This window comes from Demequina sp. NBRC 110055 (assembly GCF_002090135.1).
GTDB lineage: Bacteria > Actinomycetota > Actinomycetes > Actinomycetales > Demequinaceae > Demequina.
The window spans coordinates 93,702-112,847 of sequence record NZ_BBRL01000009.1 but is presented as its reverse complement, the minus strand read 5'-3'; the positions used below and the strand labels follow the sequence as shown (position 1 = coordinate 112,847).

Annotated in this window: 25 protein-coding genes and 2 tRNA genes; 20 read left to right on the top strand and 7 right to left on the bottom strand. The window is 64.9% G+C overall.

Annotated features, from left to right (window positions below; all coding sequences use genetic code 11):
- Positions 1 to 39 precede the first annotated feature (39 nt).
- Complete coding sequence (locus B7K24_RS10755; protein ID WP_084130335.1) at positions 40 to 549, bottom strand: CoA-binding protein; 510 nt, start codon at positions 547 to 549, stop codon at positions 40 to 42.
- 115 nt (positions 550 to 664) lie between these two features.
- Here B7K24_RS10755 and B7K24_RS10750 point away from each other — a divergent pair, with 115 nt between their 5' ends.
- Positions 665 to 1,144, top strand: coding sequence for a Dps family protein (locus tag B7K24_RS10750; protein WP_084130334.1), 480 nt, complete (start codon positions 665 to 667; stop codon positions 1,142 to 1,144).
- 183 nt (positions 1,145 to 1,327) lie between these two features.
- Here B7K24_RS10750 and cysE read toward each other — a convergent pair whose 3' ends face one another.
- Entirely contained in the window at positions 1,328 to 1,981 is a 654-nt protein-coding gene (gene cysE, locus B7K24_RS10745; RefSeq protein WP_084130333.1) for a serine O-acetyltransferase, read from the bottom strand.
- Between the two features lie 16 nt (positions 1,982 to 1,997).
- Positions 1,998 to 2,933 (bottom strand): cysteine synthase A, encoded by a 936-nt coding sequence (gene cysK / locus B7K24_RS10740; RefSeq protein ID WP_084130332.1) that lies wholly within the window; start codon positions 2,931 to 2,933, stop codon positions 1,998 to 2,000.
- A 377-nt stretch (positions 2,934 to 3,310) separates the two neighbouring features.
- Between cysK and B7K24_RS10735 the strand changes: the two genes are divergently transcribed.
- The 5 genes from B7K24_RS10735 to B7K24_RS10715 all read left to right on the top strand — a co-directional run bounded on the left by B7K24_RS10735 (position 3,311) and on the right by B7K24_RS10715 (position 6,326).
- Positions 3,311 to 3,778: an SRPBCC family protein gene (locus tag B7K24_RS10735; RefSeq protein ID WP_084130331.1), complete on the top strand. Its 468-nt coding sequence runs from the start codon at positions 3,311 to 3,313 to the stop codon at positions 3,776 to 3,778.
- A complete protein-coding gene (locus tag B7K24_RS10730) occupies positions 3,778 to 4,197 on the top strand; it encodes a DUF1761 domain-containing protein (RefSeq protein ID WP_084130330.1) in 420 nt (139 codons plus the stop codon). The genes B7K24_RS10735 and B7K24_RS10730 overlap by 1 nt, the downstream gene beginning before the upstream one ends.
- Before the next feature lie 70 nt (positions 4,198 to 4,267).
- Positions 4,268 to 5,215: an aldo/keto reductase gene (locus tag B7K24_RS10725; protein ID WP_084130422.1), complete on the top strand. Its 948-nt coding sequence runs from the start codon at positions 4,268 to 4,270 to the stop codon at positions 5,213 to 5,215.
- Between the two features lie 425 nt (positions 5,216 to 5,640).
- Positions 5,641 to 5,883 carry a hypothetical protein gene (locus B7K24_RS10720; protein ID WP_084130329.1) on the top strand — a complete coding sequence of 81 codons (243 nt, stop codon included), beginning with the start codon at positions 5,641 to 5,643 and terminating at the stop codon, positions 5,881 to 5,883.
- A complete protein-coding gene (locus tag B7K24_RS10715; protein WP_084130328.1) occupies positions 5,880 to 6,326 on the top strand; it encodes a hypothetical protein in 447 nt (148 codons plus the stop codon). The genes B7K24_RS10720 and B7K24_RS10715 overlap by 4 nt, the downstream gene beginning before the upstream one ends.
- 7 nt (positions 6,327 to 6,333) lie before the next feature.
- On the opposite strand, the gene B7K24_RS10710 is transcribed toward B7K24_RS10715, so the two are convergent.
- The 4 genes from B7K24_RS10710 to B7K24_RS10695 all read right to left on the bottom strand — a co-directional run bounded on the left by B7K24_RS10710 (position 6,334) and on the right by B7K24_RS10695 (position 8,517).
- The gene (locus B7K24_RS10710; protein ID WP_084130327.1) at positions 6,334 to 7,653 is read right to left on the bottom strand and encodes a site-specific integrase; all 1,320 of its coding nucleotides are present in this window, start codon (positions 7,651 to 7,653) and stop codon (positions 6,334 to 6,336) included.
- A complete protein-coding gene (locus B7K24_RS10705; RefSeq protein WP_084130326.1) occupies positions 7,650 to 7,877 on the bottom strand; it encodes a hypothetical protein in 228 nt (75 codons plus the stop codon). Before B7K24_RS10705 ends, B7K24_RS10710 begins: the two co-directional genes overlap by 4 nt.
- 101 nt (positions 7,878 to 7,978) lie before the next feature.
- A tRNA-Gly gene (locus tag B7K24_RS10700) sits at positions 7,979 to 8,052 on the bottom strand.
- 81 nt (positions 8,053 to 8,133) lie between these two features.
- Positions 8,134 to 8,517, bottom strand: coding sequence for a DUF1304 domain-containing protein (locus B7K24_RS10695; protein ID WP_084130325.1), 384 nt, complete (start codon positions 8,515 to 8,517; stop codon positions 8,134 to 8,136).
- A 51-nt stretch (positions 8,518 to 8,568) separates the two neighbouring features.
- Between B7K24_RS10695 and B7K24_RS10690 the strand changes: the two genes are divergently transcribed.
- The 14 genes from B7K24_RS10690 to B7K24_RS10620 all read left to right on the top strand — a co-directional run bounded on the left by B7K24_RS10690 (position 8,569) and on the right by B7K24_RS10620 (position 19,146).
- A tRNA-Pro gene (locus B7K24_RS10690) sits at positions 8,569 to 8,642 on the top strand.
- A gap of 126 nt (positions 8,643 to 8,768) precedes the next feature.
- Positions 8,769 to 9,842, top strand: a complete 1,074-nt coding sequence (locus B7K24_RS10685) for a tyrosine-type recombinase/integrase (protein WP_084130324.1) — start codon at positions 8,769 to 8,771, stop codon at positions 9,840 to 9,842.
- Between the two features lie 187 nt (positions 9,843 to 10,029).
- Complete coding sequence (locus tag B7K24_RS13480) at positions 10,030 to 10,203, top strand: hypothetical protein (RefSeq protein WP_159449226.1); 174 nt, start codon at positions 10,030 to 10,032, stop codon at positions 10,201 to 10,203.
- Between the two features lie 376 nt (positions 10,204 to 10,579).
- The gene (locus tag B7K24_RS10680; RefSeq protein ID WP_144268258.1) at positions 10,580 to 11,332 is read left to right on the top strand and encodes a hypothetical protein; all 753 of its coding nucleotides are present in this window, start codon (positions 10,580 to 10,582) and stop codon (positions 11,330 to 11,332) included.
- A gap of 1,216 nt (positions 11,333 to 12,548) precedes the next feature.
- Positions 12,549 to 12,818 carry an HNH endonuclease gene (locus B7K24_RS10665; RefSeq protein WP_084130320.1) on the top strand — a complete coding sequence of 90 codons (270 nt, stop codon included), beginning with the start codon at positions 12,549 to 12,551 and terminating at the stop codon, positions 12,816 to 12,818.
- Positions 12,819 to 13,069: 251 nt separating this feature from the next.
- Positions 13,070 to 13,324, top strand: a complete 255-nt coding sequence (locus tag B7K24_RS10660) for a hypothetical protein (RefSeq protein ID WP_084130319.1) — start codon at positions 13,070 to 13,072, stop codon at positions 13,322 to 13,324.
- Entirely contained in the window at positions 13,308 to 14,708 is a 1,401-nt protein-coding gene (locus tag B7K24_RS10655) for a terminase large subunit domain-containing protein (RefSeq protein WP_084130318.1), read from the top strand. The genes B7K24_RS10660 and B7K24_RS10655 overlap by 17 nt, the downstream gene beginning before the upstream one ends.
- 90 nt (positions 14,709 to 14,798) lie before the next feature.
- A complete protein-coding gene (locus tag B7K24_RS10650) occupies positions 14,799 to 15,815 on the top strand; it encodes a phage portal protein (RefSeq protein WP_159449225.1) in 1,017 nt (338 codons plus the stop codon).
- Positions 15,808 to 17,346 carry an HK97 family phage prohead protease gene (locus B7K24_RS10645; RefSeq protein ID WP_084130317.1) on the top strand — a complete coding sequence of 513 codons (1,539 nt, stop codon included), beginning with the start codon at positions 15,808 to 15,810 and terminating at the stop codon, positions 17,344 to 17,346. Before B7K24_RS10650 ends, B7K24_RS10645 begins: the two co-directional genes overlap by 8 nt.
- Before the next feature lie 3 nt (positions 17,347 to 17,349).
- A complete protein-coding gene (locus B7K24_RS10640) occupies positions 17,350 to 17,652 on the top strand; it encodes a hypothetical protein (protein ID WP_084130316.1) in 303 nt (100 codons plus the stop codon).
- Positions 17,649 to 18,002 (top strand): hypothetical protein, encoded by a 354-nt coding sequence (locus B7K24_RS10635; RefSeq protein ID WP_084130315.1) that lies wholly within the window; start codon positions 17,649 to 17,651, stop codon positions 18,000 to 18,002. Before B7K24_RS10640 ends, B7K24_RS10635 begins: the two co-directional genes overlap by 4 nt.
- Before the next feature lie 15 nt (positions 18,003 to 18,017).
- Positions 18,018 to 18,449, top strand: a complete 432-nt coding sequence (locus tag B7K24_RS10630) for a hypothetical protein (RefSeq protein ID WP_144268257.1) — start codon at positions 18,018 to 18,020, stop codon at positions 18,447 to 18,449.
- 5 nt (positions 18,450 to 18,454) lie between these two features.
- The gene (locus B7K24_RS10625; RefSeq protein ID WP_084130313.1) at positions 18,455 to 18,856 is read left to right on the top strand and encodes a hypothetical protein; all 402 of its coding nucleotides are present in this window, start codon (positions 18,455 to 18,457) and stop codon (positions 18,854 to 18,856) included.
- Between the two features lie 11 nt (positions 18,857 to 18,867).
- Positions 18,868 to 19,146 carry a hypothetical protein gene (locus B7K24_RS10620; protein WP_084130312.1) on the top strand — a complete coding sequence of 93 codons (279 nt, stop codon included), beginning with the start codon at positions 18,868 to 18,870 and terminating at the stop codon, positions 19,144 to 19,146.

Below are 19,146 nucleotides of genomic sequence, written 5' to 3'. Positions count from 1 at the left end.
CTCGCACCACGTCCCGAGCGCGGCGAGACCGGCGGCGTGTCAGCCCGCCATGGCCTCCTCGATGGGGGTGCGCAGGCGCTCGTACTCGACCTTCAGGCAGTGGTTTTGCACCACGGTGAGGCCCGCCTCTGCGGCGACGGCGGCGGCCGCGTCGTTGACGATCCCGAGTTGGAGCCACAGCAGGTCAGCCTCGGCCTCGACGGCGGCCTGGGCGACCGGTCCGACGTGCTCGGCGCGCCGGAACACGTCGACGATGTCGGGCTTGACGGGGAGGTCCGCGAGGTCCGCGTAGAACGCGTGGCCGCGAATCTCCTCGCCCACCGCGACGGGGTTGACGAGGAACACCTCGTACGGCGTGTGCTCCATCAGCCACACCGCAATGGCATACGAGGTGCGGTGGTCGTTGGGCGAGGCACCCACCACCGCGACCGTGCGCGCCTGAGACAGCGCCGCGACGAGCGCGTCGTCGTCGGGAAGGTGAGAGGCGACGGGGGCCGGACAGGTCTCGGATCCGTCGAACGCGACGGGCTCGATGCCAAAGGTGCTCATATCCACAAAACCGTACCCGTGCATCGACCATTCCCGTCGCTGGGCGAGGGAATGGTGGATGTGGCTCCATGGTTATGTGCGGTGATAGCACCGGCTCACGAGAGGAGACCTCACCATGGCTACGGAGCACACGCCGGCGATCGGTATTGAGGAAAAGGATCTCAAGGCGATCAACGCGGGTCTGGCACAGACGCTGGCAGACACCTTCACGCTGTATCTCAAGACTCACGGCTACCACTGGAACGTGACCGGACCCCACTTCAGGTCCCTGCACCTCATGCTTGAGGAGCAGTATCAGGCGCTCTTCGCAGCGTCTGACGACCTCGCCGAGCGGATGCGAGCACTCGGGGAGAAGGCTCCCGGGTCGATGGGCGAGATGCTCGAGCTCACCACGTTGAAGGACCATGAGCCCACGGATGACGCGATGACGATGGTCAAGAACCTCCAGCGCGACCATGAGGCGGTGGCGGCCGCGATCCGGCCGCTGTCCGAGGCCGCCGACGAGGCGGGCGACGGCGCCACCGCTGACCTGTACAACGCGCGGCTGGACTTCCACGAGGAGACGGCCTGGATGCTGCGCGCCTTCGCGTCCTAGCGCATCACTCGTACGACAACGGGCCCCTCACCTGATCGGTGAGGGGCCCGTCGTCGTTGGCGCGGCTGAGGGATCGCGCCATACGTGCTGGAGCGGTGGCTCCATTCGCCACAGTAGCGGGCACAGTGGCCGTGTGCCAGCCCATTTACCCTGGTTCGTGACGAACTCGACGCCCGCGTGTCGTCAGATGTAATACATCGCCGGTTCGCGCTGCTCGACGTAGCCGGGAGCCGCGTCCGGATCGGGGTGAATGTGCGAATCGCCGGCGTCGATGGATGATGCGGCGGTGCCCGCCTCACGCTCGCTCGGGTGCTCGCGAATCTTCGCGGGGATGCCCACGGCGGTGGCGCCGTCCGGCACGTCCTTCACCACCACCGCGTTGGCGCCGATGCGGGCATCACAGCCGATGTGCACCGGACCAAGCACCTTCGCGCCCGCGCCCACGACCACGCGGTCGCCGACCGTGGGGTGACGCTTGCCGGGGCTCATGGTGGTGCCGCCGAGCGTGACGCCGTGGAAGAGCAACACGTCGTTGCCGACCACGGCCGTCTCGCCGATGACGACGCCCATGCCGTGATCGATGAACAGGCGGCGTCCCAGCGTCGCACCGGGGTGAATCTCGATCCCGGTGCGACGCCTGGCGTACTGAGACCACAACCGGCCGTACGTCCTCAGGCCATGAGTCCACAGCCAGTGTGCGATGCGGTGGTGCCACACCGCGTGGACGCCCTGATACGACAGCGCGATGACGAGGGCGGAACGGGCCGCGGGGTCGCGGACCAGCGCCGTCTTGACGTCCTCGAGTGCGAGTCGAAGGGGGCCGATGCGGTCAGTCATGGGGACGGGGGACTCCTTAGTCCATGAGGTCGGCGTACAGCACCGACGAGAGGTAGCGCTCACCGAACGACGGGATGATCGTCACGATGGTCTTGCCGGCGTTCTCGGGACGCTTCGCGACCTCGATGGCGGCGTGGAGGGCGGCGCCGGACGAGATGCCGACGAGCAGGCCCTCCTTGCGGGCAGCCGCACGGGCGGTGGCGATAGCGGTCTCCGAGTCGACGTCGATGACCTCGTCGTAGATCTCGGTGTTGAGGACCTCGGGCACGAAGTTGGCGCCGATGCCCTGGATCTTGTGCGGGCCGGGCTGGCCGCCGTTGAGGATGGGCGACTCCTTGGGCTCGACCGCGATGATCTGCACCTCGGGCTTCTTGGCCTTGAGGACCTCGCCCACACCGGTGATGGTGCCGCCAGTGCCGATGCCGGCGACGACGATGTCGACCTCGCCGTCGGTGTCGGCCCAGATCTCCTCCGCGGTGGTCTTGCGGTGGATCTCGGGGTTGGCCTCGTTGGCGAACTGGCGGGCCAGGACTGAGCCGGGGCGCTCCTCGGCGATCTTGTTCGCGGCCTCGACGGCGCCCTTCATGCCCTCGGGGCCGGGGGTGAGGACCAGCTCCGCGCCGAACGCACGCAGCAGCGCGCGGCGCTCCTTCGACATGGTCTCCGGCATCGCGAGGACCACGTTGTAGCCGCGCGCGGCACCCACCATCGCGAGAGCGATGCCGGTGTTGCCCGAGGTGGCCTCGACGATGGTGCCGCCGGCCTTGAGCTCGCCCGAGGCCTCCGCGGCGTCGACGATGGCGACACCCAGGCGGTCCTTGACCGAATTGGCGGGGTTGTAGAACTCAAGCTTGCCGAGCACCGTGGCGTCGACGCCCTCGGTGAGCGAGTTGATCTTCACGAGCGGGGTGTTGCCGATGAGCGCCGTGGCGTCCTCGTAGATCTTGGCCATGTCTCTCTTCCTTGTGATGGTGGCTTGCTGGGAGTAGTCGTTTGCCCTGGTGGGCGGCACGGAGGGGGAACGCGGCGAGTCGAGACTCGATTCCGGTTCAGGGCGAGCGCTGGCGGCGTGCGGGTGGGCCCAGGGGCCGAGAGCCAACGCTCTACAGACAGCAGCCCTCGCAGCACATGCGGCAGCACATGCTCGAGGGCTGGGGGCACATCGGGGCGGCAGTGACCTGCGTCGTGGCGACGCGGCTGCCGTTGCTCATGGTGAGTCTCCTCCGAGGGCGTGTGCGGCCAGGCTAGCGCCGATGCGGCGGTTGCGGCAAGACAGCGCGATATCGTGGGCTCAGGCGACAGCGGCGTCGCCGCACGAGGGAGGTACGCGTGAGCGACGAGTGGGTCGAGGTCACGAAGGACATCAATGCCACGCCGGAGGGGGTCTGGAGCGTCGTCACCGACCTCGATTCCGCACCCGAGGTCATGCGCAACATCGTCGCCGTGGAGCGCCTGGAGGGCGACGGTTTCTCGGTGGGCACGCGGTGGAAGGAGACGCGCCGCATGTTCGGCCGGGACGAGGCCGAGACGATGTGGGTCAGCGACATCGACGAGCCGCGCTCCTACACCGTTCAGTCGCGGGCCGGGGGAGCGCTGTATACGACGGTGTTCCGCCTCACCCCGACCGAGATGGGTACGGAGCTCGTCGTCACGTTTGGTGCCGAGACGGAGGACCCCGGCATGGGGCAGCGTGTCATGATGGCGCTATTCGGCAAGGCTGCCATGAAGGCCACGCGGAAGGCGCTCGTCGAGGACCTCGACGACATCGCCGTCGCTGCAGAGAAAGTGGGCTCGTGATGGAGTGGTTCTCGTTCGACGGCATTCCGTGGTGGGGCGTGCTCGTGGCGTTCGTCGTGACGTTCGCGTTCGGGTGGTTCTACTACTCGCCCGCCGGCGTGTTTCCGGTGTGGAAGAGGCTGGGCAAGATCGAGGACTCGGATGTCGAGAACGCCAACATGGGCGTGGCGTTTGGCGGCACGTTCCTCGCCAACGTGCTGGGCATCATCGTGCTGGCCATGCTCATGGTGGGTTTGGGCGTCGACGGCTGGGCCGCAGGGCTCACGTTTGGCGCGGTCATCGGCGTGGTGTTCAGGGGCGGCGCCCATGCGTTGCATAACGGCTTCGCGGCGCGCCACCCGGGCGTGACGTTGCTCGACACCTTGCACGACACCGTGGCCTTGGCGCTGTCGGGGATGATTCTCGCACTGTTCATGTGACGGATCCCGACCACGGGTGTGGTTGACGGTTCACGGAATGCCGGCCGTGGCATCGGCCGTTGTCGATGACATGACCGTGAATACTCACACCGCCCCCACCCTCGGAAGTCTCGACCTCGCCGGCGCGCCGCTCGCGCTTGGCGGCAACGTGTTCGGTTGGACCGCCGACCGCGATGATTCGTTTGCAGTGCTCAGCGGTTTCGCCGATGCCGGCGGGCGGCTCATCGATACGGCCGACGTCTACTCGGCGTGGGCGCCCGGGCACCGCGGCGGGGAATCCGAGGAGATGATCGGGCAGTGGCTCGCCGCGACCGGGCGCCGCGACGACGTGCTCATCGCCACCAAGGTCAGCGAGCACCAGGACTTCCGCGGGCTGTCGGCGTCGACGATTCGGACCGCGGCGGAGGCTTCCCTCAAGCGGCTGGGAACCGACCACATCGACCTGTACTACGCCCACTTCGACCACGACGAGCCGATCGCGGAGACCGCCGCGGCCTTCTCCGAGCTGGTGGACGACGGCCTGGTGCGCGAGATCGGCATCTCGAACTTCTCCGCCGCGCGCATCGACGAGTGGATGGAGGCGGTGGCTGCCGAAGGCCTGCACCGTCCCGTCGCGCTGCAGCCCCACTACAACCTGGTGGAGCGCGGCTACGAGTCCGAGCTTCGGGCCGCGGCTCAGCGTCACGGGCTCGGTGCGCTGCCGTACTGGGCGCTCGCGAAGGGGTTCCTGACGGGCAAGTACCGTGACGGTGCTTCGGTGGAGAGCCCGCGTGCGGGCGCCGCGTCGGCCTACCTCGATGACCGTGGGCGCCGGGTCCTGGCGGTGCTCGACGAGGTGGCGTCGGGACACGGCGTCCCCGTCGCGTCCGTCGCGCTCGCGTGGCTAGCGGTGCAGCCGACGGTCGTGGCGCCGATCGCGTCGGCTCGCAACGTCTCGCAGCTCGAGCCGCTGGTCGGGGCGCTGTCCCTGACGCTGGCTGACGACGAGGTGGAGGCGCTGACGGCCGCGTCGGTGTAGTTCGGCTGCGCTGCCGGCGCCGATATCGTCGCCGCGCGCCCCAGGAGTCGTCTCGTGCACGCTTCCGCGCGAAACCGGGCACCAGAGGGCTCCCCGCGTGCCTCTGCAGGCCGAGAACGTCGAAAGCCCGGGTCCCCTGGAGGAGACCCGGGCTTTCGCGCGCGGAGCGGGTGACGGGAATCGAACCCGCGTAATCAGTTTGGAAGGCATCAATATGGGGCTATTTCGTCACCTTGGTTACCAGGGGCCATCCACTAGTTACCTGGGGTAATGCTAACAGTCGTTTCAGCGTGAGGCCGCGTGAGACCGCATAAAACGGCCCCCGCTATTCCACGTTGTTCCACGAAACGCGGAAATGCTGCCCAGAATGCGAGCGGCGGCTATGGTGAGCGCCAGGCGCACCGTGCGCCGGTGAGGGGGCCACGATGGCCGAGCGAGAGGCCGCGAACGCGGTTGCGGCACTAACAACGCATGACAAGCACTTTGGCCGCTGGTGGACTGCGCGAGTCGAGACCATCGGCCCCGAGGGCATCGAGGTGGACCAACTGTTCTACGGCTGCCACGGTGGCGAGTTGGTGCAGCTTCATGGTCTGGAGTCGGCGCGCGCGTTCGCCAGGGACCTCGCAGCGGCTATCGAGTACGCAGAGGAGACGGGCGCGGAAGGGTGAGCGGTGACCTGCAAATCGCGTTAGTGGCTGCTGGCGCGGCACTCGCGGGCGTTTTGCTACAGGCGTTGGTTTCTCTGGTGCGTGGGCGTCAGGACGCAAGTGCTAGGGCGGCTGATCGTCTGTACATCGACCGGCGTGACGCTTACCAGGCGGTCCTGACCACACTCAGTGTGTTCGAATCGGCGGTCTACAGGGCGGGCCACGAAGAGGGCCTAGATATAAGTGGCGGCGAGGTGGAGAGGCCTCGCGAGGTCAGCGACGCAATCCTCGCAGTCATGGGAGCGACGGACGCCATCGAGTTGGTTGGTGGCCCGAAGGTGCGCGAGGCTGCTCGTCAACTGCGGGTGGGCATGGTCAAGTTCTCGTCAGGCGTGAGCACGAGCCGGGACCTTTATGACTTGCGGGTCGAGTTCGAACGGGCGGCGCGCGTGGACCTTCAGTAGTTGGAACTCAGCCCGTGGCGAGGGTGTTGAGGCGTTGGGCGAGTTCGCGGTCTCGTGCGGGGGTGGCGTGTTGGTAGATGGCTGCGGCTCGGGTCGAGGTGTGGCCGATGCGGTGCATGAGTTCGGCGGTGGTGCCGCCTGCTTGGGCGGCCAGGGTTGCGCCGGTGTGGCGTAGGTGGTGCCAGGTCAGGTCCGGCCTGCCGAGGTGCTGGCGGGCGGTGCGGAGGGCTCGGGTGCGCGCGGGCGCGGTCACGGGGCCGCCGGTGGTGGTGGTGAACACGAGCGCGTCGGGTGCGGCGCGCGTGTAGGTCGTCAGGTGAATGATCAGGGCATCGGTGACGACTTGGGGTAGGACGACGGTGCGCCGCCCCGCTGCGGTCTTGGGTGGTCCGAACGTGACGGGTTGGCCGGGTATCTCGGTCAGGGTGCGGCGAACGGTCACGGTGCTGTCGTGGGTGTTGAGGTCGGCGCGGGTCAGGGCGAACGTCTCGCCGGGGCGCAGGCCCCCGAGGGCGGCTAGCAGGATCGCGGCGCGGTAGTGCGGTGCCACGGCATCGGCCAGCGCGTTCACCTCACCAGGGGCCAGGGGCATGCGTTCGGCGTGATCGACGTGCCCGGCCTTGGGGATTCGCACCGGTGAGGTGGTCAAGAGCCCGTCTCCGACTGCTTGGGCCATGACGGCATGCAAGAGCCGGTAGGCCTGCGCGGTGGCGGTCGATCCGGCGTCATCGCTGGCCGGGGCGAGGGTGACGGTCTCAGGCGAGCCTGCGGCCTGCCAGGCGGCCAGCACGGTCGGGGACAGGCGTCCGGTCGGGGCCACGCTCATGCCTTGCTCGCGTGCCCATGCTCGAGCGGGATGGGTGCGGTCGGTGCGGGCCTTGCGGGCCGCTGCCGAGGCGTGGGCGGCCTCGCGCACGGCGGCATGCCATTCACGCACCAGGGGCGGGGTGATGGCGCGCAGCGGCACGGGGGACAGGTGGACGACTGAGCGGCCCTCGCCCACGGGGGCGAGTAGCCAACGCTCGGCGGTGCGGGCGTAGAGGTCACGGGTGCGTGGTCGCAGCTGCGGGGCTCGACCGGTCAGCCATGAGGCGACGTACTCGCCTAGCGTGATGTTCGCGGCCTCGGGCGGGGTCCATAGGCCGCGCAGCATGTCGGCTCGCACCGTGGTCAGCCATCGGTCAGCCTCGCCCTTGGTTGCGAACGTCACCGGCGCGGTGCGCTGGCGCTTATCGGGACCGGTATAGCGCGCCCGCCACCTACCCGAGGGCAGGGACTCGATGGCACCAAAGTCGCGCCGGGCCTGGGGCTTGCGTCGGGGGCTCATGCGTCGGCCCTCACGGCGGTCACGGCTGCCCAGGCGGCGCAGCGGTGGTCCTCGCGCTCACTCTCGGTCAGGCGGTCCCAGGTGGGCCAGGCGGGCGAGCGGGTCGGGTGCAGGGCGAGATAGAGCGCGTGTCCGGCTGTGTCGCGCTCTCGGCGTGTCGCGTCGGTTTCGAGGGCCTCGCGCGTGTCGCGAGGGGTGGGGTCGGGGGTTGAGTTCGGGGCCATCGCAGGGGCCTACTTCCACGTTGTTCCACGATGGCCCGAATATGGCCCGCTCAGGCGGTGCGCTCAGAGGGTGAATCTGGGCGTCTACCAGGCGGTATGTATGGAGCGGGTGACGGGAATCGAACCCGCGTAATCAGTTTGGAAGACTGAGGCTCTACCATTGAGCTACACCCGCACTACCGGCGAACCGGCGCACCTAGAGTAGCCGAGTCCTGGGGCTTCGCGGTAACCCGCGCGGTGAGTGGGCGCGTTCGGCTTACGTGAGCGCGATCGCCAGGGTGGCGAGCGCCAGCAGTGGCAGTGTTCCCTGCGTCGCCGCGGCCCGCGCATACGACCGGTCCTTCGCGACCAACACGATCGCCGCGGCGAGCATCGATCCTGCACCCGCGACGACCAGGAGCCAGCCCGCCGACGCTCCGTCCGCGGCCAGCATGACCACGCCCACGATCGTCACGACGGCCAGAAACAGGTTGTAGAAGCCCTGGTTGTAGGCCATGACCTTGGTGGTGGCCGCCTCTGACTCTGAGGTGCGGAACGTGGCGCGTACTCGCGGCGTCTCCCACGCGAACGCCTCCATCCAGAAGATGTAGACGTGGAGCGCGGCGGCGAGGGCCGCGAGGATGAGCGCGAACGTCAGCATGAGGCGAGCGTAGCGCCGCGCGTACTAGAGTAGGCAGGCCCGCACGGGCAACGGGGTGTAGCGCAGCTTGGTAGCGCATCTGCTTTGGGAGCAGAGGGTCGCAGGTTCAAATCCTGTCACCCCGACTCTGGGAAATAGCCTATTTACCAGGACATGCTTAGTAGGGATCAGTCCTTGCGGAGCCGTGGGGCACGCACGCGTGCCCCATCCGTGCCCCACGGGGTGCGGCGGAGACCGCATAGGAGACAAGCATGTCCACATCAAAGACCACGCTTCCCGAGGGCATTCGTAAGCTGCCCTCAGGGCGCTTTCAGGCCCGCTATAAGGCCCCTGACGGCACGCGGCGCACCCTCGGGTCGTATGCCACCGTCAAAGAGGCTCAGAAGGAGCTCATCCTCAAAGAGGCAGAGATCGAGCAGTCTCGCTGGATTGATGACCGCAAGGCGGATGTCGCTTTCGGTGAGTTTGCCTGGGACGTTTTCGGGCACAAGGAGCGCACGCTCAAGGCCTCGACCGTCACAGCGCATCGCTCTTTGCTCAACAGGGAGCTGCTGCCCGTATTCGGGACGATGAAGCTCAAGGACGTCACCCCGTACGAAGTCGAAAAGTGGTGGGGGAGTCGCAAGGACAAGCCCGTGAGCAAGCACCACGCCTACAGCCTGCTCAACAACTACATGAACACCGCCGTCCGATGGGGCTACCTCGCATCGAACCCGTGCCTGGTCAGAGGCGCGCTCAAGGATCCAAGCGAACCGCGCCCGGTCTGGGGCGTGCCGGACTTTCAGAAGGTCTACGGATACTGCACGGACCAGATGGCGACAATGCTCATCGTCGCGTTTTCCGGGCACCTACGGGCCGGTGAGTTACTCGGCCTTAATCGTGGAGACTTTGACCCGGAAACGGGCGTTCTGACGGTCTCTAGGGCCGTCTCTAAGCAGGCGGGGCTTACGACTCCAAAGAATGGCGAGACCAAGCGGGTGACATTGCTTCAGCAGGGCCGCGATGCCTTGGACGCACACCTCAGGGGCCGAGCGATGGACATGGACGCTCCCATGTTCACTGGGCCGCGTGGCGGGCGAGTGAAGTACGCAGAGCTCCGCGCCGGATGGGTCAAGGGGTGCGAAGCGGCGGGCCTGGAGAACTTCCACTTCCACGACATCCGCCATGTGTCCCTAACCCACATCGCGCACACCGGAGCATCGCTCAGAGAGATCATGGCTCGTGGTGGCCATAAGTCGGTCCAAGCGGCGATGAGGTACCAATCCGCGACGGGTCAGCGGGACAGCGAGATCGCAGCGCTCGCGTCGGCGGGCTTCATCCGGTGATGCAGTCGATATAGAGGAGCCCTCTTTCTTGGATCTACGGTCCCGGGGAGGGGGTTCTTCTACGTCCACGGGGGTATATAACAACTACCCCTGTGGGGGCTCGAAGGGTTCTTAGGTGCCGATGTCACACCCCAGAGATAGCGTGATGGTGCGGGCAACTCGGCCCGCCAAAGCTGAGGAGGCAAGTATGTACAAGTGGATCGTTCGATTCGGCACGAATGCGACCAAGGAAGTCGTCGCGAGGGACTTTTCAGTCAAAGACGACTTCATCACCTTCGTTGACGTTGAGAAGCGGCCCGTCTACTCGGTGAGGGCCTCTCAGGTCTACTCAATCGAGCGTGCCCCGGAGAAGAAGGCCTAGGGGGTATAGGAACTACCCCAGTGGGGGAGTATGAATTAGTTCCGCGAACCTTTGGACATCGCTGTCCACATGGACGATAGTAGGTGTAGAAGGCTCTTCCATCCTTCTCGGGCCCCTCCGGTCGAGCGTCGGCGTCATATCCATGCTCCCGGAGGGGCCTTTGTCGTACCGCCACAGATCGGCAATAGCTAGTAGAGCTACTCAAAATTTAACATTTTCGAAACATGAGGCGATGCGTGATCATCGCCCCTGGTAGATCGATTGCATGACGCCTAGTTTGTACAGACTAGGTTCGAAAGGCGTGAATCGGACAAGGTGAGTTCGCAATTTCGAGTTGCCATTGGACTTCGGCACTGATATGGACGATGGTAACTACATGACGCCGATGAACTCGGGGACCGCTAAGCGGACCCGCCCGAAGAACTACCTCAACTTCAAGGCCCTCGGGCCAAAGCCTTTCCCGCAACCCAAGCGCGAGTGGGTCTGGTCCAAGGAGCACGGGCGTGATGTGCGCCGCGTCGGGGTGGACTATGGACGCCACGTCCTCTCGTGGCTCACCTCCGAGGGTCTCCGGACGATCACTCGTGAGGCCCGTGAGACGGGACGGAAGCCCGCCGCCGATGACTTGGCCCTGACTCTGTACTTCGTCGCCCTAGGGGCCTCTAACGGTGCGTTTACGAGCCGCTACGACGACCCCATGGTGAAGGCGGATCGCACGACAGAGCGGCTGGAGGAGCTCTGCGACGAGGCTGCCGCCAGCGCCCTTGAGTTCTGGTCTCCGCAGGACGCTCGGCGCATCTCTCACACGGCGCGCAAGGCGGGCCAAGCCTTCCGAAAGATGCAGTGGTGGGATCTCGACCGCGCCGCCGTTGCCGGGCGCTCCAAGAGGGAGCAGGCCGCAATTCTCGGGGTCTCGACTGCGACCATCGCCATCTATCGCCGCCTCGTCGCCAAGCTCCACGCCAAGCGTGAGCAGGAAAGCGCGTGGACGGCAATTCCCGCCTCTGCCGAGCCTCGGGTCGCTGAATCCCTCCCCTTGCCCTTCTCGACGCCGCAGAAGGCCACTCCCGGCGCGCCGCCGCCTGTTGAGGCGTTCCTCGCTGACCTCGATGAGCTGGCCATGGCATGACCGTCATGCCGATTCAAATCCCCTAATCGCCTGATTGGAAGGAGTTCACACATGAACCCAACAAAGCAAATGACCTGCGATGAGTTCGATTCTTTTCTCATTGCGCCATTGACCTCGACTGCGATCTCGGCGCGGCTCTCGCGTGCCCAGGCAGTCGAGTCGCACATGAAGGAGGCGCACGGGATGGACTACCGAGCACGGATCGACGGCTCTGACCGCGTGAGCCTACGCCTCACGCACGACGCCGCGCGGGATGGCCAATAGTCCCGCAAGCTAGTTCCTACGGAATGCAACTAAATAACTGAAAAAACTCCAAGAAATCTTCCAACATCGGCCTAAATTGCCAAATTGTGGCCGATTGTAATAGTGAAGGAGAAGTGTTGCCCTTCTCCTTCATGAAGAACGATCCCGGGGCCTCCGGTCTCCATCTCCTGGCCGTCGAGGCCCCGGGATCTCTACAGGAAGATTCGAGAAGTTGGAACGACTTGCCAGGGGCTACCGGCTCCGCATAGACACCCCCATAGGCCGCTCAGAGGTCATCGCACTCCATGCCGCCGCCATCGCCGTAGGCATCCTCTTCGCGTTCGGGGGTGTGCTGTGAGTCTCGATTCCATGCTCGCCTCTGGTCCGACCGCGAGGGCCCCTAGGCCCTGCATCATCGCCCGGTGGATCTCCACTCAGGCCCCAGGTACGCAAGCCCGCATTCGCAAGGCCCTTGATGATCCGGCATGGCCCACATCGCGCCTGTTCACGATCTTCGTTGAGGCGGGTCTCTCGGCAGGGCCCTCTAGCCTCAGGAATCATCGTCTCCACGAGTGCGGTTGCCAGGGGTGAGGGAGCTCACGCCCGATGACCTCGCTCTGGCGCAACAAGTCGCTAGGTCCGTAAGCCCCGACCCTGACGTGGAGAGCGCGGCTGTCGGGGGCCTCTGGGAGGCCGCAAAGTGCTGGGATGGCACCGGCACATGGGCGCACTTCGCACGACAGCGCTGCCGGTGGAGGGCTCTGGACTTTCTACGAAGAGCAAAGTCAATTCCAGTCGAGACCGTCCCCTACGTGCGTACCGAGGGCCCCGAGCTACCTGACCATGTAGACGACGCCCTCGACGCGATTGACCCGGCTATCGCTTACCGGTTCCGCCACGGGGACATTGACCTCCGCAAGCCCGAGGACCGCGCCGCTATAGCCGCTATTCGCCAGCGCATCGGGCTAGCGGCATGAGCAATGACCGTAAGGATCTGAAGACCGCCAGGTGGCAACGCCAGCGCAAGCGCGTTCTGGCCAGGGATGGCTACCAATGCACGGCATGCGGTGCAACAGAGGCCGACGACGTGTTGACCGTTGACCATATCCACGCCGTCGCCAATGGAGGCGAGGCCGAGGCTCAAGACCATGAGCTCGCTACCTTGTGCAACACCTGCAATGGGCGCAAGTCAGATCGCCAGTCCATTCGCCTCGACTATCGCGCCCCCGGCTGGTTCGAGTGAGCACGACTCCCACGGGCGTACCGATCACGACATGCAATACGTGCCGCCATCGACACCCCGCCACACGCCGACACTGCCTCTCATGCGGTCGAGCCTCGTTCTTCATTCACAAGTGCTATTGCCTCAATTGTCAGCCTTGAGCATCACCGCTGCACCCCATTCTTTTTAGAAAGTACCCCTCCGCACCCCGCCCCACCTGCTTTTCTTTACCGCTGGGCCTCAAATATCCGCGCTAAACGCGATATAGAGGCATGAAGAATGTTTCTACGTACAAGGGCGCGGTAAGGGCCTTCATTGACGCGTCGCCGTGGCTGACGGACGCCGATCTCCCCGCCCTGGTCACCCTCAAGAAGCTCGCGGCGGCTCTCGACGCTGGCGAGGACCGAACTGCCGTCGTAGCCCAGTTCGGGCTTACGTTCCGCAACCTCCAAGCCCGGGCTCCTCAGGCGGACGGCTCCGGGGATGACCTGCTAGCCCAGGCCCTGGCCGATGCCGAAGGCCACTGACCCGACCCGCGCGACGCGTCCACTTTCTACGGACTTCCCAAGCGCGTTTGACCCCTATGCCCGGGCGTTCGCCATCGCCTGGCGGGCTGCCTCCGGCTATTGCCTCGACCCCTGGCAAGTAGGCCTCCTCCGGGCGATCCTTGAGATCGACCCGGCGACGGGCAACCTCCGCCACAGAGTGGCCCTCGTGTCTGTCGGCAGGCAGAACGGCAAATCAGAGATCGCCGCAGCGCTAGGCCTATGGGGATTGCTCCGCGAGCCGGGCGCTCTTGTGATCGGCATTGCTTCGTCAGCGGAGCAGGCGGGGATCGTCTATCGCCGCGCGCAGCAGATCATTAACCGCAATCCGGCACTTGCCCGACAGTTCGCCGCGCTGACCGAGACGAGAGGTATCCGGCACAAGTCTGGGGCCCGCTGGGAGCTCAAGGCCGCGAAGTCGGCGGCTCTCCAGGGTTTGCCGATCTCCGTAGGCATAGTGGATGAAGTCCACCTGCTACGACCCGCTTTGTTCTCGGATCTTCAGAACGGAACGGGAGGGCGCAAGAACGCCATCGTAGTCGGGATCACCACAGCCGGCGATGACGACTCCGAGCTACTGACAGACCTCTACCGGCTTGCCAGCGAAGACAAGATTGGCCACTGGATTTGGGAAGCTCCTGCTGCTGAGATCCCCGACGATGACGACCGGCTTGCCGAGTACCTCCGGGCCGCTAACCCCGCCATCGCATGCGGTCGCATTGACGTAGCGACCGTGATCCAAGACGTACGCGCACAGTCTCCCGGATCTGCCATTCGGTACCGACTCAACAGATTTACGGCGACGGATTCGACCTGGCTACCGCTGACGACATGGCTCCCGCTTGCGGGTGAGATTACCCCGCCTAAGACGGGTGTCACGTTCGCACTGGACCGCACGCCTACGTGGTCTCACGCATCCATCGTCGCCGCCTGGAAGTCCGGAGACTCTCTAGAGACTCAAGTGGTGGCCTCGGTGGCATCGCCCACCCTTGAGAAGCTACGCGAAGTCTGCCTTCAACTCTCCGCCCGTCACGCGAACGCCGTGTGGGTCGCTGACAGCTACTCGCTTGGGACGCTGATGACAGAGCTCAAGGGGCGCGGCATGAACGCCCGGCGCGGCACCCTCGGGGATCTCACCAGTGCTGCCAGCCGAACCTACGCGCTCGCCATGCAGGGCAAGCTCCGCCATGCCGGGGATCCATTGATGGCCGCGCAGCTCCCGCGAGTCTCTACAAAGAATGTTGGCGAGAACTACCGATTGACGCGCGCAACGAAGGCCGCAGAAATCGACACGGTGACCGCCACGACGCTGGCAATCTACTTTGCGGAACAAGATCTGGGAATAGGTCCGCAGCTCTTCGTATAAATCTGCGCTGAACACGACATATATGTGATGAACATATTTTCATGGCTCGGTTTCTCGCAGGCCCGGGCAGAAGAGACTCCACAAGGCGTGATGCCGCTCCGGCGCTCAGCCGCGTCCGATGTCACCACGGACAGCGCCCTCTCCCTGGTCCCGGTCTACCGCGCCGTCGCGATCCTGAGCACCGCCGCATCTCAGCTCACTCTTGATGTCTGGCGCGGTCGTGAGCAGATCGAAACGCCTCTAGTGGTGCGCCGTCCTGACATGGCGATGCCGCTTAGCGAGTTCCTAGCCGAGACGGTTACCTCCCTCGCGCTCAACGGAAACGCCTACTGGCGCGTCACTCGCGATGACCGTGGCCCTCGCAACATCGAGGTCCTCGACCCCTGGAAGTGCTCTCCTCAGGAGGACGGCACATTGGGCTACGAGGGCAAGCGCCTCCAGCCGTCAGAGTTCCGCCACCTCCGCCTCATGCCGCGCGCTGGCGTCCTGTACGGGCTCGGGCCTATCCAGGCCGCACGTGCCGAGCTCGGGGGAGCCCTCGACCTCCGCAACTACGGCTCCGAGTGGTTCCGCTCCGGCGACATCCCCTCCGGCGTCTTGAGCTCGGACCTGCCAATCACCGCAGATCAGGCCAAGGAGTTCAAGGACGTCTGGCACCAGCGCGATGCCCACGAGATCGCCGTCCTCGGAAGCGGATTCTCCTACAGCCCCGTGATGCTCAGCCCCGAGGACGCACAGTTCCTTCAGGTCAGGCAGTTCACCACGACCGAGATTGCCCGGTTGTTCGGGATTCCCGCGCACATGATCCTCGCCGCCGTCGAGGGTACGAGCCTCACCTATTCGAACACTCAGCAGGCGGACCTTGCGTTCGTCCGCTGGACCCTCATGACCTATTTGAGGGCCATTGAGACGGCGATCTCTGAGGTGCTGCCAGGTCAGCAGACCGCGCGATTCAACCTCGACGCCCTCCTTCGCCCTGACACGTCCACCCGCTACCTCGCGCATCAGACGGCACTCACTGCCGGGTTCATGACGGTCAACGAGGTGCGCGACATCGAGGGCCTACCCCCACTTCCCTCTACCCCCGAGGTGCCCACCAATGAATGACCTAGAGATCCGCTCTGTCGAGATCCGCGCCATTGACGAGGAGGCCCGCGAGGTCTCCGGTATCGCCGTTCCGTGGGACTCACCCGCCGACATCGGCGGCATGTTCACCGAGCGATTCGAGCGCGGCGCTGTCCAGGACTCAGAAGACGCCCTCCTCCTATGGCGACACGACGAGCCCATCGGCCTGATTACGCGCGCCGAGGACACGGAGAGGGGCTGGGAGATCACCGCTCGCATCTCCAAGACTCCGCGCGGTGATGAGGCTTACGCCCTGCTCAAGGACAAGGTCATCCGCGAATTCAGCGTCGGCTTCAAGCCCATTGAGCACCGCGAAGAGACCGACCCCGAGACCCGTCACCTCACCATCACTCGCACCCACGTGCGCGTCCGTGAAGTTTCCCTCGTGCCCTTCGGTGCGTATGGGAAGAACGCCCCCGTTTCGCAGGTCCGCGAGGCGGACAACCCCACCCCCCATGAGAGAGAGGACAGTCAAGTGACTGACCCCAACTTCAACGCGGACCTCACCGAGATCCGCAGCTCTATCGAGGAGCTCGACCGCAAGGTTGCTTCTCTGCCCACCCGTTCCGAGGAGCCCGCAGGCGACGTGTTCGCTTCCGTCGGTGACCTCGTGAAGCGCGTTGCTGCTGGCGAGGACATCGCTACTCGCGCATACACCGGTGCCGTCTCGGGCGATGCCGTCCTCAAGGACGCCTGGGTTGGTGACCTGACCGAGATCATCAAGAAGCGTCGTCCCGTGCTGGAGACTTTCGCTACCGGCACCCTTCCCTCTACCGGCATGAACGTCGAGTACGCCGAGCTGGAGTCTGACTCCACTCAGGTCGGCGTTCAGTCCGCTGAGGGTGATGACCTTCTGTTCGGCAAGGTTTCGATCACTACTCAGACCGCCCCCATCAAGACTCTTGGTGGATGGACGTCCCTGAGCCGTCAGACCATCGAGCGCGCCAACGTCGGCATTCTTGATACCTCTTGGGAGGCCCTTGCCGAGAAGTACGGTCAGGCTTCCGAGGCGTACGCCCGCTCCATCCTCAACGGTGCTCTTGCCGCTACCGGTGGCGACGCGCTTGCTGAGGTAGAGGCTGACCTGACAGACCAGGACGGCATTGTCGCCATGGTCCTCGACCTTGCCGAGCACTACGAGGACGAGGGACGCTCGCTTGACGGGGTCTTTGTAGACAAGGCCACGTTCCTTTCGCTGTACGGCATCCCCGCCACTGACCGCATCCTTCAGGTGTCCGGTAACCCCGCCGACAAGGTGGGCTCGATCACCGTCCAGACCGCTTCGGGATCCGTTGCCGGTCTGCCCTTCCGCGTCCTTCCCGGCGCTGCCGCTGACACGGTGCTCGCATACGACCGCACGGCCATCAAGTCCCTTGAGGCCGGTGGAGTTCCGTTCCGCCTGCAAGACGAGAACGTGGTCAACCTGAGCAAGGACTTCTCGCTCTACGGCTACCTCGCAAGCTTCGTTCAGAAGCGTGCCGGTCTCGTCAAGGTCGTTGCCCCCGAGGCCTAAGCCATGACCGCCGCCGACCTCCAGAACTACGTAAACGCCGGGGATTCCGACTCGACGTTTATCGCTGAGTGCAACGACCAGGCCACCGCGCTTGTGTCGGTGTACGTCGGTAGCACGGACGTACCTCTTGAGGTGCTCGACCGTGCCGTTCTGGAGGTCGGGGCCGAGCTATTTCACAGAAAGTCCACGAAGAACGGCATCGCCCAATTCGCGGACCAGAACGCGAATCCCATCCGGGTGGCCCGAGACCCCATGGTTGCTGCCTACCCCATCCTCAACCGGTATGTCGGGGGTGGATTCGCATGACGCTCAAAGCCGAACGCGAAGCCATTGCTGACGCCCTCACCACGGCGGGCCTCAAGGGGTGGGCATGGGTTCCCGAGGCACCCGTCGCACCGTGCGCCATCGTGCAGCCCGGTAGCCCCTATCTCACCGCTGACGGGGCCACGTTCTGCGGTTACCACACCCGCTACTTGGTCTCGGTCCTCGCCCGGGTTGGGACCAACGAAAAGGTGACTGACGACCTGGACCAGCTCATTGAGCTCGCCTGTCAGACCCTCACCGTCACCGAGGTCTCCGAGCCCTTCGCTCTGACCTTCAACACCGCCAATTACTACGCCGTGAACCTCACCGTGACCGGCTCTATCTCTCTCTAACGAAAGGCCTAAATCATGGCTGGATCAACCCGTATTAGGGGAGCCGCTCTCACGCTGTCTGTTGGCTCTCCCGCAGTTGACTACAAGTGCGATATCACCTCCGCCACCATCACCAATGAAGAGACGGACTCCGATGTTCTGACCTTCTGTGATGTGGAGGAGGGCAACGACCGCACTTACTTCCTGAACATCACCGCTATTCAGTCCACCGACGCTGATTCGCTCTGGTCCTACATCTGGGACCAGTCGGGAACTGAGGGTGTCGCGTTCACCTACGCGCCTCACGGAAACGCCTCACCTAGCGCGTCTCAGCCCCACTTCACCGGAACTCTCACCATCGGTGACAAGCCTGAAATTGGTGGCGAGGCCGTACGTGACGGCAATGGGTACACGTTCGAAACGACCTGGGAGATCGACGGTATCCCCGTCATCGACCGAGGCGAGTAATCACCGTGGCGGCTGACGACTTCACCATCGCGTCGGGAGACGTGCGTCTCCGGGTCGAGGGCCTGGGGCGCACGCTCCGCGCGATGAGCAAGGCCGGGGCGGATGCCGAGGACATGCGCGATCTGATGCACAGCCTCGGGCTCATCGTCGTCCACGCCGCCACACCTCCCACCGAGACCGGGACGCTCGCCAGCACGCTTCGAGCAGGTCGAGGCAAGACGAAAGCAGTCGTCCGCGCCGGTGGAGCTCGCGCGCCTTACGCGGGCGTCCAGCACTACGGCTGGCCAGCTCGCAACATCACCGCGCAGCCATTCCTTTCCGACGCGCTCAACAAGACCAGACCTCAGATCCTCAACGCCCTTAACGACGGGCTTGGGGAACTACTTCGCAAGAACGACCTCCAGTAGGGAAGCACCTCATGATCGACATCAATTCACTGACTCTGGGCGAGATTGCCACGATTGAAGACCTCTCCGGCGCGTCCATTTCGACGCTTGGCGAGGATGAGACCCCCAAGGGAAAGATGCTGGCCGCAATGGCGATGATCGCGAAGCGCCGCAACGGGGATCCGACATTCAAGTTCGGTGACGCCCTCGCCCTATCCATGACCGAGGCCACCGAGCTTCTCGGCATTGGCACCGAGGACGAAGAGGGCGAGGACGACGAGTCCACCCCTTTCGAGACCGAGAGCGCCTAA